Origin of the sequence: Marinospirillum sp. (assembly GCF_035271045.1) — a bacterium.
In the GTDB taxonomy this organism is placed as follows: domain Bacteria; phylum Pseudomonadota; class Gammaproteobacteria; order Pseudomonadales; family Halomonadaceae; genus Marinospirillum.
The window spans coordinates 30,433-42,909 of sequence record NZ_DATESC010000030.1 but is presented as its reverse complement, the minus strand read 5'-3'; the positions used below and the strand labels follow the sequence as shown (position 1 = coordinate 42,909).

At 45.1% G+C, this 12,477-nt stretch carries 8 protein-coding genes; 3 read left to right on the top strand and 5 right to left on the bottom strand.

Features of this window, described 5'->3' with window-relative positions; all coding sequences use genetic code 11:
- Positions 1–2: 2 nt before the first annotated feature.
- From VJY63_RS10830 to VJY63_RS10810, 5 genes are read right to left on the bottom strand one after another with little or no spacing between them, the layout of a single operon-like run.
- A complete protein-coding gene (locus VJY63_RS10830; RefSeq protein ID WP_324050770.1) occupies positions 3–1,664 on the bottom strand; it encodes a fatty acid--CoA ligase in 1,662 nt (553 codons plus the stop codon).
- A gap of 49 nt (positions 1,665–1,713) precedes the next feature.
- On the bottom strand, positions 1,714–2,901 hold the full coding sequence (gene bktB / locus VJY63_RS10825) for a beta-ketothiolase BktB (protein ID WP_324050768.1): 1,188 nt from the start codon (positions 2,899–2,901) through the stop codon (positions 1,714–1,716).
- A gap of 56 nt (positions 2,902–2,957) precedes the next feature.
- On the bottom strand, positions 2,958–4,100 hold the full coding sequence (locus VJY63_RS10820; RefSeq protein ID WP_324050766.1) for an acyl-CoA dehydrogenase family protein: 1,143 nt from the start codon (positions 4,098–4,100) through the stop codon (positions 2,958–2,960).
- Positions 4,100–5,635, bottom strand: a complete 1,536-nt coding sequence (locus tag VJY63_RS10815) for a fatty acyl-CoA synthetase (protein ID WP_324050764.1) — start codon at positions 5,633–5,635, stop codon at positions 4,100–4,102. The genes VJY63_RS10820 and VJY63_RS10815 overlap by 1 nt, the downstream gene beginning before the upstream one ends.
- A gap of 30 nt (positions 5,636–5,665) precedes the next feature.
- A complete protein-coding gene (locus VJY63_RS10810) occupies positions 5,666–6,883 on the bottom strand; it encodes an ABC transporter substrate-binding protein (RefSeq protein ID WP_324050762.1) in 1,218 nt (405 codons plus the stop codon).
- A gap of 197 nt (positions 6,884–7,080) precedes the next feature.
- Between VJY63_RS10810 and VJY63_RS10805 the strand changes: the two genes are divergently transcribed.
- From VJY63_RS10805 to VJY63_RS10795, 3 genes are all read left to right on the top strand, one after another.
- A complete protein-coding gene (locus tag VJY63_RS10805) occupies positions 7,081–8,118 on the top strand; it encodes an AraC family transcriptional regulator (protein WP_324050760.1) in 1,038 nt (345 codons plus the stop codon).
- Positions 8,119–8,220: 102 nt separating this feature from the next.
- A complete protein-coding gene (locus VJY63_RS10800; RefSeq protein WP_324050758.1) occupies positions 8,221–9,246 on the top strand; it encodes an efflux RND transporter periplasmic adaptor subunit in 1,026 nt (341 codons plus the stop codon).
- A complete protein-coding gene (locus tag VJY63_RS10795) occupies positions 9,236–12,439 on the top strand; it encodes an efflux RND transporter permease subunit (RefSeq protein WP_324050756.1) in 3,204 nt (1,067 codons plus the stop codon). Before VJY63_RS10800 ends, VJY63_RS10795 begins: the two co-directional genes overlap by 11 nt.
- Positions 12,440–12,477: the final 38 nt, after the last annotated feature.

Genomic DNA, 12,477 nt, shown 5'->3' with positions numbered 1-12,477 from the left:
AGCTAATCAGCTAGCTGTTGACGAATGACTTTTTTATTCAGTTTGCCAACGCTGGTTTTGGGTATTTCATCAACGATAATGATTTGTTGTGGAATGGCCCATTTGTTGATTTTGCCTTGCTCTACATAAGTTTCTAGGTGTTCTTGAATTGCACTGGTTTCAATCGGGCGAGAAGGGTCGGTTACTACCACTAAAGCCGCTGGGCGTTCGCCCCATTGCTCATCAACTACACCGACTACGGCTACTTCTGCAACACCAGGGCATTGGCTAATTAGGTTTTCTAGCTCTAAAGAAGAGAGCCACTCGCCACCAGTTTTAATCACATCTTTAATTCGGTCGCGAATCATTAAAAAGCCATGTTCATCAATCGTGGCTACATCACCGGTATGCAGCCAACCATCTTGCCAAAGCTCTTCACTGCGGGCTTCTTCTTTATAATAAGCTTGGGTTAACCAAGGTGATCTAACCCTTATTTCGCCAACACTTTCACCATCGTGCGGTAGCGGCTTGCCATAAGTATCCACCACTTCTAAATCAACAAAGGGCACTGCGATACCGGTTTTGCAGCGCCAAGGTAGTTGGGTTTCAAAATCGGCATCAGCTATATTTTTTGGCAGAATAGAGCCGGTTAATAGTGGACAGGTTTCTGACATGCCATAGGCAGAACGGGTATCTATACCTAAGTCCCAAGCCTTTTTAGCCAAACCTTGTGGTAAAGCACTGCCACCGATTAGTACCTTCCAGCCAGTTAATTTTACTTTGCCGGAAGTAATCGCATCGGCTGAAACCACCATATTTAACAGCGTTGGCACACAGTGAGAAAAATCGACTTTTTCTGTCACTAACAACTTCACCAGCATATCTGGTTCGTAACGCCCTGGATAAACCTGTTTAGCACCTAATAAAGTGGCGGTATAAGGAATGCCCCAAGCATGAACATGGAACATGGGGGTGATGGGCATATAAACCTTGTCGCGGTTTAGTAGTTCAAAGCCGGGGGCTTGTACGCTGGTTGCTTCGGTTAGCGTGTGTAAAACTAACTGGCGGTGGGTAAAAAATACGCCCTTGGGATTACCTGTGGTGCCCGTGGTGTAAAAAAGCGTGGCAACGGCATTTTCATCAAAAGTTGGGAAATCGTACTTGGCAGGTTGCTCTGCAAGCAGTGCTTCGTATTCGCCCTTTAAAGGCAGGCTGGTTTTTACTGCTTCATGCGTATCTTGACAAAGAATATAACCACGTACTTTTGGAAGCTTTGCTGCTAGTGGTTCTAAAAGCGGTAAAAATTCTTGATGCGTTAAGACAAACACATCTTCGGCATGATCCATCGTATAAAGCACTTGTTCCGGTGCTAGGCGCACGTTAACTGTATGCAAAACAGCGCCTATCATGGGTACAGCAAAGAAGCATTCTAAATAACGGTGACTATCCCAATCTAATACCGCTACCACATCACCGGCTTTAACGCCTTGGCTGGTTAGCAGATTAGCTAACTGGTGAACGCGTTTTTCAAAAGTTTTATAGCTATGGCGGCTTAAATCACGATAAACAATTTCGTTTTCACCCGCCATGCGTACACCGGCTTTTAAAATATCGCCAATTAGCAGGGGCGGATTAAGCGCCGACTGGGTAGCGGGTAGAATTTTAGGTTGTATAGGTGAAGTCATTTTTAGCTCCCTTGCTGCATCAATGTTTTTATAGTTTTGTTATTGATTTTTAGCTAACACGCTCAATGATTAAGGCTATACCTTGCCCACCACCAATGCAAAGGGTGATAAGTCCGTAACGTCCTTTAATGCGTTCTAATTCATAAAGTGTTTTTACGGTAAGCATACTGCCTGTTGCACCTACAGGATGCCCCATTCCTACTGCACCGCCGTTAGGGTTTAGCTTATCCGCTGGAAAGCCTAATTCTTGTGCTACAGCCATTGCCTGAGCAGCAAAAGCTTCGTTGGATTCAATGACATCTAAATCATTAATAGTAAGACCCGCTTGGGCTAACGCTTTTTTTACGGCTGTCACTGGGCCCATACCCATAAAGGCAGGATCAACGCCACAAAAGGCATTGGCAACTAAGCGTGCTCTAACTTTAAGGCCTTGTTGTGCGGCAGTTTCGGCACTGGCTAGTAGTAAAGAAGCAGCACCATCGTTAATACCCGAAGCATTACCTGCTGTTACTACGCCATCTTTTTTAAAGGCGGGTTTTAACTTGGCTAGGTCTTCTAAACTAACCTTGCCGCGAACGTGTTCATCCGTGGCAAACAACACTTCTTCACGGCCTTTTTTAACAAACATAGGCACTATTTGGCTGGTAAAATGGCCTGCTTCTATGGCTGCTGAAGCTTTTTGGTGGCTAGCTAGCGCGAACTCATCAAGCTGCTGGCGCGTAAGACCATATTTAAGGGCAATGTTTTCTGCGGTAACACCCATGTGCCCTGTACCAAAAGGGTCGCTAAGAATGCCCAAAGTTAAATCTTGCACGCTACCATCGCCCATACGCAAACCAGTACGCGCTTTAGGCAATAAGTAAGCGCCTTGACTCATGGATTCAGCACCACCCACTAAAGCCAGCTGGCTATCACCGACTTCTATCATTTGTGCAGCAGAAATAATCGCTTGCAAACCAGACCCACAAAGGCGGTTCACATTAAAAGCCGCAGAGCTTTCATCTAAGCCTGAATTAATGGCGATATGACGGGCAAGGTAAGCATCTTGTGGCGCGGTGGTAATAATGTGCCCATAAACAGCGTGATCGATTTTTTTAGCATCCACACCGCTGCGCTTGATGACTTCTTTAGCCGTGGCAATACCCATTTCAGCAGGGCTAAGGTTAGATAAACTGCCACCAAAACCACCAATAGCAGTACGCACACCTTCAACAATAACAACTGAATTAAATTTCATTTTGTATTCCTAATGTCTATTTATTTAGTATTTACTCAAAGCTATTTGCCAAGCATCTATTTGCCAAGCATGGAGCGAGCAATCACTTCTTTCATGATTTCAGACGTACCGGCATAGATGGTTTGGATTCTTGCATCCACATAAAAACGCGAGATGGGGTATTCCAGCGTGTAACCATAACCACCAAAGAGTTGTAGGCATTCATCAATGGTTTGGCACTGCATTTCGCTAAGTTGTAATTTTAAAATCGCCGCATCGGTGCCAGACATACGGTTTTCACGGTAGAGCGCCACACAATGATTAAAATAAGCCCGTGCCATATCAATTTTTGCGCGCACTTCAGCCAGTTTAAAACGGGTATTTTGGAAGTTGGCAATCGGCTGACCAAAGGCAGTGCGCTCTTTCACATAATCTAAAGTGAGCGCCAAAGCGCCTTCCATTGAACCTAGGGCTTGTGAGCCAACACCTAAGCGTTCACGAGGTAGTTCTTGCATTAGGTAAGCAAAACCAGAACCTTCTTGGCCTAAGAGTGCATCCGCTGGTAACAGCATATCTTCAAAAAAGAGTTCGGCAGTGTCACTGGCATGCTGGCCTATTTTTTTAATCGGTTTGCCACGAGAAAAGCCCGCTAGGTGAGCATCCACTAAAAATAACGACACGCCTTTAGCGCCGGCACTCGGGTCGGTTTTGGCACAAACGATGACCATATCCGCCATCATGCCGTTGGTAATAAAAATTTTAGAGCCGTTTAACTTCCAGCCTTCGGCAACCTTTTCAGCACGGGTTTTGATATTGGCTAAATCGCTGCCCGCACCCGGTTCGGTCATGGCAATGGCACTCATAACTTCGCCACTTGCCATGCGTGGCAACCAGTATTGCTTTTGTTCTTCGCTGGCTAGGTGCTCTATGTATGGAATAACGATATTGCTGTGAATATTGTAACCACTAGACAAACCACCAAAACCACGACGGGATATTTCTTCTATCACTAGCTGAGTAATGGCAAAATCTGCACCTGTGCCGCCGTAGTCTTCAGCTAGGTCAATGGCCAACATGCCTGCTTCACCTAACTTAAGCCAAAAATCACGGGGTACTTGCCCTGCTTCCTCCCAATCAGAATAGTAAGGATCGGCTTCTTTATCTAAAAAGCGGCAAATCATTTCGTAGAAAAGCTGAGTGTTTTCATCTTGTTCAAGCATTATTGAATATCCTTACGCAGGTGGCGCTTTAAAATTTTACCTGCGGTACTTTTGGGGAGTGAATCACTAAAAACAATTTTCTTAGGTAGTTTGAAGGGTGCTAGGTGCTGGCGGGCATGTTGAATAAGCTCAGCTTCAGTAGCTGAAGCGCCTTCTTTAAGTACCACCACAGCAGTAATGGCTTCAATCCATTTATCATCGGGCATCCCAATAACGGCTACTTCTGATACGGCTGGGTGAGTAAATAAAGCTTCTTCTACTTCGCGGCTGGCAACCACAACGCCGCCGGTATTAATAACGTCTTTAATACGGTCAACAATAAACAAATAGCCTTCTTCATCTAGGTAACCAACATCACCGGAATGAAACCAGCCGCCTTGAAAAGCTTCTTCAGACATTTCAGGGTTATTCCAGTAGCCAGTCAGCAGTTGTGGTGAACGGTGAACAATTTCACCCTGCTGTCCTGTTGGCATATCATTCATTTCTAAATCAACAATGCGTGTTTCTACGGTAATTATCGGGCGGCCTGCTGAAGCTGGGCGATCAGCATGGTCTTCAGGGCGTAAAACAGTAGCTAGCGGTGCTATTTCACTTTGTCCATAGCAGTTATATAGCCCAACACCGGGTAAGCGCTGCTCCATTTCTTTAAGAACAGGCACTGGCATAATTGAAGCACCGTAGTAAGCTTTTTTAAGACTGCTTAAATTGCGTTTATCAAAGTCTGGGTGGCGTAGCAGTGCTATCCAAAAAGTAGGCGGAGCAAAAAATGAAACAAGGGATTCTTTTTCTATCCATTCTAGGCACTGGTCTGGTAAAGGACTTTCCATTAAGCGCACGCTAGTACCTAAAAGTAATGCAGGCATTAAAAATACATGCATTTGAGCTGAGTGATATAAAGGTAAAGCAGCTAGCATGGGTTCGTTGGGTTTTAAATCTAGCTCAACCATACAAGCCATATACTCTGCCATTAATGCTTGATGTGTCATCATGGCGGCTTTGGGTGCAGCAGTTGTGCCTGAGGTATAAAGGAACTGAGCCAAGTCATCATTGGCTAGCGCAACTTCTGGCGTATTAGCGGGTAAGTCAGCTAAGGCTAGCTGTAAAATATCGGTTGCTTGTGCTTGGCTGCTATGAAAGTGCGCTTTAAAAACAAGGTTAGCGTCTTTAATTGCGGGTTCAACATGGGCTGCTAGGCTGAGATCACTAATGATGCCACGCGCTTCGGATTGCTGAACAACATAGCGCAGCTCCTCTGCGCTCAGTGCAAAATTAGTGGGTACATGAACCAGACCCGCGCGTAAAATGGCTAGCCAAGCTAAAACATAGGCATCGGAGTTTTTACCATAGGCGACAACCCTGTCGCCCTTTTTAAGACCTTGCTTAATAAGCTGGTTAGCAATTTTGTTAACTGCAAGGTTTAATGCTTGGTAAGTCCACTGCCTATCTAAAAATTTTAAGGCTACTGAAGTAGCATTTTTACGTGCACTACGACTAAGCGCAGCGCTGATAGTGTTGGCTTGAGGAGAAATTGTCATAATTATTAGGCCCTCTTAATTAAATTTTTCTTATTGCTTGGTAACCATTTTACAAACGCTTTCAGATAAAGGGCGGAAGGCTTTATCGGCAGGAATGGTGCGTACGATTTCAAATAAATCATCTTCATCTGTAGATTCTTGCGGCGTTTTAACACGCACTAGGTACATATCATGCACCATGCGGCCGTCTTCCCGAATGTAAGCATTTTTAGCGAAAATATCGTTGACTGGCGTTTCCATCATTTTTTTGCGAACCGTTTGGGTGTCATCTGTTCCAGTGTCTTTAACGGCTTGAAGGTAGTGGCGGGTACTTGAATAAAGACCAGCGTGAACCATGGTTGGCATGGTGCCAGTTATTTTTTTGAACTTTTCTGCCCAAGCACGCGCTTCAGGGTTAATGTCGTAATACCAGGCTTTAGTAAACTGTAACCCTTGGGCCGTTTCTAAACCTAGACTGCGAACATCGCTACTAAATACCACCATACCGGCTAAAATTTGTCCGGATTGGGTAATACCAAATTCGCTGGCAGTGCGTATGGCGTTAGTGGTATCTGTACCCGCGTTATTTAAACTAATAACCTTTGCGCCAGATGATTGAGCTTGCAGCATAAAAGAAGCAACGTCGGTACTAGGGAAGGGGTGACGAACCTTACCAACAATTTTACCACCATTGGCTTTGACTGCTTGCTCTACGTCTCGCTCTAAAGCATGACCAAAAGAGTAGTCAGCACTGAGCAAAAACCAGTCTTTGTTACCTTCTTGGGTAATGGCACTGGCTGTACCGTTAGACATAGCCCAAGTATCGTAAACCCAGTGAAAATGGTTAGGGCCGCAGTGTTCATTAGTTATAGATGAAGAAACCGCGCCATTAACTAGGCCTAGCTTGTCATTTTCTTCTAATAGTTTAATTGAGGCCAGAGTTACAGAAGAAGCAATTAAGCCAGTGACCATGTCCACTTTATCTTGGTCTATCCAACTTCTAACAATGCTAGAACCCAAGTCAGCGCTATTGCGATCATCGGCACTAAAAGTGACAATTTTTGCGCCATTTACTTGACCACCAAATTCATCAATCGCCATTTGAATGGCATCCATACCTTTGGGGCCAATAGGATCACGGTAAGGGCCAGACATATCGGCTAGGTAGCCAATACGGATTTCATTGTCATTCATCGCCGCTGCTGCTGTTGCAGAAAAGGCTAAAGAACTAGCTAAAGCTGCCATTATGAGTGTGGGTTTAAACATCATGTTAGTATTCCATTGTAATTTATTGTTTTTGTTTTATAGCGCAATCTATTGTTTTACTGACTTAAAATCGTGATGATTCTAGTTAGGTAAACAGATTTACTCTATTCATACTAGGCGGATTTAAAATTGTTACTTGGCGGTTTATGCCAAAAAATTAGCATTTCGTGCCAATCTTTAATTTGAAAAAAGGGGCGATAATGGACGCTGCATCAACAACAGTACCCATGCATTTTGTACATAATCTGTTTCAAGGTATAACGACGACCTTGGCACGGCGTAAATATTTTTTATTACAGGCGGGTATTCCTTACTTTTTATTAGAAGCACCGCATGGGCGAGTAACGGTTTTACAATTTGCACGCTTGTACCGTTTATTGGCGAATGAATACGATGATGAAACCCCCGGTTTTTTTAGTCGGCCCTTGCGTGGTGGTACATTAAAATACCTGTGTTTAAGTTTGTTAGATGCACCTAATTTACAAGTGGCTTTATACCGCTATAGCCAATTTTTTCGTTTGCTGCTAGATGATATTTCTTATCAACTTATTATTGATGATGATTGTGCTTCTATACGATTTATAGAAAATGCACCTTTGCAAGGTAATAGAGTGTTAGTGCATGAGTTGATGTTAAAGCTGATACACGGCATTGCTTCTTGGTTAATTGCTGAAAAAATCCCACCTTTAAAAATCAGTTGTGCCTATAACCAGCCGCAACACAGCCATGAATACCTGTATTTTTACCCTGGAGAAGTGGCATTCGATCAGCCTTGGACGGCTATACACTTCGATAAAAAGTTGCTGCGTAAACCCATCAGGCAAACCAAGCAGCAATTAAGCGCATTTTTGCAAAAAGCCCCTGCTGATTGGATTTACGTTTCTTTTGGTGAACGGTTGCTGGTGCACCGAGTTAGGGATTATTTAAGCGAAGAAAATCAAGTCGGTGCTGTTATTTATCAAGTTGCACAAGCGGTACATTTATCCGTTAGAACTTTATCACGCCGTTTAGCAGCAGAAGGTACGCATTTTCAAGCCATAAAAGATGAAGTGCGCCGCGATTTAGCGATTCAGCAATTAACCAGTAGTTCGGTTTCTTTGGCAATATTGGCAGGTCAGTTAGGGTTCGAGGATTTAGCCAGTTTTAATCGCGCTTTTCGTAACTGGACTGGCAGTACACCGGGTACTTATCGGCGTGGGCTGGCGCAAACGTCTTCTGATCAGCAGAAAATGGTTTGAGCTGGGTATATTAGTAGGTTGTAAATTACTACATTAAGATTTGCTGTTATACTGATTGGCATTTTTTTACTAACAATAATTTCTGATACTGGAGAGATGGGGATGAACAATTCTTGGAAGATGCTAGCTATCGCTATGTTGGCTGGTATCTCGCTGCAGGTGCTGGCGCTGGAAACCCAGCCGGTTCAGCGTGCTAGCCTAGTTGAGAAAATTCAGTTAGATGGTGTAATAGAGGCGGTGCATCAAGCCACGGTATCTGCTCAAACCAGTGGTCAGGTTCGTAAAGTGTATTTTGATGTGGACGATGCTGTTGCCTTGGGTGATGTATTGGTTGAATTGGATTCCACCGAACAAAACGCACGTCTAAACCAAGCTGAAGCGGGTCTAAGTGAAGCGCAAGCCAATTTAAAAGATGCCAAGCAAAACTTTGCACGTATCGAAGGCATTTATAAGCGTGAGCTAGCTTCTCAAGCCCAGCTAGACCAAGCCCGCAACCAACTCAGTGCTGCTGAAGCTAGAACTAGCCGCGCCCAAGCCAGTGTTGCTGAAGCGCGTAAACAGATGGATTACACCCGTATTGTAGCCCCTTATGGTGGCATTATGACTGAGCGCCACGTTGAAGAAGGTGCGTCGGTTAGTGCGGGTCAGCCGCTGATGTCGGGTTTGTCTTTAGAAGCATTGCGCGTCGTTGTGGCGTTACCCCAGCGCTATACAGCTAGCGCCCGTGAAAAGCGTGAAGCCCAAGTCATGCTAGACACTGGACGTGTACTGGAAACCTCTAGCATGACTTTTTACCCCTATGCAGACCCTGCAACCCATACTTTTCGTGTGCGTATGAATTTAGAAAACCCTGAAGGTGACTTATTCCCCGGCATGTTGGTGAAGGTTAATTTACCCGTTGCCGAACGTTCTGCTTTATGGGTTCCTGCTTCTGCTTTAGTTCAGCGGGGTGAATTACGTGCTGTTTATATTTTAGATGATAAAAACCTGCCACGTTTACGCCAAGTACGTATAGGAAGCCGTGAAGGTGAGCAGTTAGAAGTGTTGTCAGGTTTAGGCGAAGGTGAGCGTTTAGTGCTTAGCCCTGCCGCTGCTTTAGCCAGTATGGAGGCAAGCAATGAGCGATAGCAAGTTAAGGATTTCTGGTCGCATTGCGGCTGCTTTCCAAACGTCTAGGCTAACCCCTCTGTTAGCGATTGCTGGCTTATTAATGGGGTTGTTTGCTGTCGCCGTCACACCTAAAGAAGAAGAGCCACAAATAGACGTCACCATGGCCGATATTTTTATTGCCTTTCCCGGTGCTAGCCCTATTGAAGTTGAACACCTCATTGCTACACCCGCTGAACAGGTGATGAGTGAAATGGCCGATGTGGAGCACGTTTTTTCTGTTTCACGTCATGGCATGGCAGTAATTACCGTACAGTTTGATGTGGGTATTCCACGCCAAGAAGCTTTGGTCAGCCTTTATAATCAGGTGTATACCAACCAAGACTGGTTACCGCAGAATTTAGGCACGTTGCCGCCTTTAATTAAAGCCAAAGGCATTGATGATGTGCCGATTATGGCGCTGACGCTTTTTAGTGATGATGCTAAATTCACTGCTGAAAATTTAACTAGCGTTGCTCATGCGTTAGAAACTGAATTAAAGCGCATTCCCGGTACACGTGATATTTACACCCTAGGTGGTGCTAAGGATGAAGTGCAGGTGATTTTTGATACCTCACGTCTGCGTGGTTATAACCTAGCGTTAAATGATATTCAGCAAGCACTAGAAGCCGCCAATGCCACTTCTCAAGAAGCTTGGGTAGTGCAAGATGGCACGGCTTTACCAGTTCAGGCTGGCAGCTTATTAAGTGAAGTGAATGAAGTGCGCCGCCTAGTCGTAGGTATGCATGAAGGTGCGCCGGTTTTCTTAGAAGACATTGCTGAAGTAACCCGTGGTGGCAAGGTGCCAGCACAAAGTGTGATGACAGGTTTTGGTCCTGCAGGTGAGCGTCCTGTTGGCCAGTTAGCTCAGGCAGTCACTTTAGCCATCGCTAAACAGCCGGGTCAGAATGCGGTTGATATTACTCAAGCGGTTACTGAGCGTTTAGAGCTACTTAAAGACCGAGTGATTCCGCAGGGTGTTGAACTGCTAGTTACCCGTGATTACGGTTACACGGCGGCAGATAAATCCAACACTCTAATTACCAAGCTGCTGTTTGCGACGGGTTCGGTCGTTTTGCTTGTGTTAGCTGCACTGGGCTGGCGCCAAGCATTAATTGTCGGTATCGCCGTTGTTATTACCCTAGCCATTACCCTATTTTTCTCTTGGGCTTGGGGCTTTACGTTAAACCGAGTTTCACTTTTTGCGCTGATTTTCTCGATAGGTATTTTGGTCGACGATGCCATAGTGGTGGTGGAAAATATTCACCGGCATTTAAAAATGGGCACCAAATCGCTGGTTGAAGTTGTGCCGACAGCGGTTGATGAAGTCGGTGCGCCCACCATTTTGGCCACCTTTACCGTTATTGCTGCTTTGCTACCAATGGCCTTTGTTAGTGGTTTGATGGGCCCTTATATGAGCCCAATTCCCATTAATGCCTCTGCCGGTATGTTGATTTCACTGATTATTGCCTTTGTCGTGACGCCTTGGTTAGCTGTTAAGTTAATGAAGCATGAAGGCCATGATTCAGGTGATACTAAAGCTGAAGCTAAGAAAGATCGAGTGCTTAACTTCTTCGATAAAGTAATGCGTCCTTTCTTGGGTGAAAGCCGTAAGCGCCGTGTTATTTTAGGTGTAACGGTAGTGCTTTTAACAATAGGTGCAGCTTCGTTACCTGCTTTCCAAGCGGTAGTGATGAAAATGCTACCCTTCGACAATAAATCTGAATTTCAGGTGATTGTTGATATGCCAGAAGGCACACCCGTTGAGGAAACTCAAAGAGTACTGTTGGCGCTAGGTGAGTACCTAGAAACCGTACCCGAAGTGATGAGCTGGCAAACCTATGCTGGCACAGCGGCACCCATTAACTTTAACGGCCTAGTGCGTCAGTATTATTTACGTGCTGACCCGCACATGGGCGATATTCAAGTGAACTTAGTTGACCGTCGTGATCGTAAGCTAGCTTCTCACCCCATTGCCTTGTCGGTTCGTGCGCCTTTGCAAGCCATAGGTGAACGCTTTAATGCCAACGTAAAAATTGTTGAAGTACCGCCTGGTCCGCCCGTATTAGCCCCTGTGGTTGCAGAAATTTATGGCCCAGAACCTGCGATAAGAGCGGCGATGACTCGCAGAGTAGAAACGCTACTTAAAGGCACTGATGATGTTATTGATGTGGATACCACGTTAGAAGCCAGTGCTAACCGCTGGCTGATTCAGGTAGACCGTGATCGTGCGGCACGTTTAGGTGTAGCCCAAGGCCAGCTAGTTGAAGCTTTATCCATAGCTTTAGGGCAGGTTGAACTGAGCTACCTACACGATGAACGAATGAAATACCCAGTCCCCATACGTTTACAGCTATCAGAAGGCGATAAAGCCCAAGCTTCGCAGCTGCTGTCGTTAAGTGTGCGTAACCGTTCAGGCCAGCTAGTGAGCTTGTCAGAGTTTGCTAAAGTAACAGCTGCCGATTGGCAGGGTTCTATTTACCACAAAGATTTACTGCCAGTGAATTATGTAATGGCGGATATGGCCGGTAAATTAGACTCGCCACTTTACGGTATGTTTGATGCAGTGTTTACCTTGGCCGATGAAGTAGATGCACCAGAGCAGTACTTTATTAACCAACCCACTTGGCCAGATACAGCCGCCATTAAATGGGATGGTGAGTGGCAGATCACTTACGAAACTTTCCGTGATATGGGTATTGCCTATGCCGTGGGGATGATCCTTATTTATATGCTCGTTGTCGCGCAGTTTAAATCTTATTTAGTACCTTTGGTGATTATGGCACCCATTCCTTTAACCATGATCGGCATTATGCCGGGGCATGCGTTGCTTAATTCACAATTCACCGCAACCAGTATGATCGGCATGATTGCCCTAGCAGGAATCATTGTGCGTAACTCAATACTGTTAGTCGACTTTATTAACCAGTCGATTCGTGAAGGCGCTTGTTGGGAAGATGCAGTGATTAAAGCAAGTGCCGTAAGAGCCCAGCCAATTATTCTAACCGCCGTGGCAGCGATGGTGGGTGGCTTCTTTATCCTAGACGACCCTATTTTTAATGGCCTAGCCATTTCACTAATCTTTGGCTTGTTAGTTTCAACTATACTAACGCTAGTGGTAATACCACTGCTTTACTACTCGATTTATCGCAAGCGTGGCATTCCACACGATTAAGTTCTGGAAGTTTTAAAGCGGTAGCTTTTTAAAGAAGT

What these genes read in the sequence shown, in the direction of transcription:
- VJY63_RS10830 (WP_324050770.1), bottom strand. Translation starts at nt 1,664, where the DNA reads ATGACTTCACCTATACAACCTAAAATTCTACCCGCTACCCAGTCGGCG.
- VJY63_RS10820 (WP_324050766.1), bottom strand. Translation starts at nt 4,100, where the DNA reads ATGCTTGAACAAGATGAAAACACTCAGCTTTTCTACGAAATGATTTGC.
- VJY63_RS10815 (WP_324050764.1), bottom strand. Translation starts at nt 5,635, where the DNA reads ATGACAATTTCTCCTCAAGCCAACACTATCAGCGCTGCGCTTAGTCGT.
- VJY63_RS10810 (WP_324050762.1), bottom strand. Translation starts at nt 6,883, where the DNA reads ATGATGTTTAAACCCACACTCATAATGGCAGCTTTAGCTAGTTCTTTA.
- bktB (WP_324050768.1), bottom strand. Translation starts at nt 2,901, where the DNA reads ATGAAATTTAATTCAGTTGTTATTGTTGAAGGTGTGCGTACTGCTATT.
- VJY63_RS10805 (WP_324050760.1), top strand. Translation starts at nt 7,081, where the DNA reads ATGGACGCTGCATCAACAACAGTACCCATGCATTTTGTACATAATCTG.
- VJY63_RS10795 (WP_324050756.1), top strand. Translation starts at nt 9,236, where the DNA reads ATGAGCGATAGCAAGTTAAGGATTTCTGGTCGCATTGCGGCTGCTTTC.
- VJY63_RS10800 (WP_324050758.1), top strand. Translation starts at nt 8,221, where the DNA reads ATGAACAATTCTTGGAAGATGCTAGCTATCGCTATGTTGGCTGGTATC.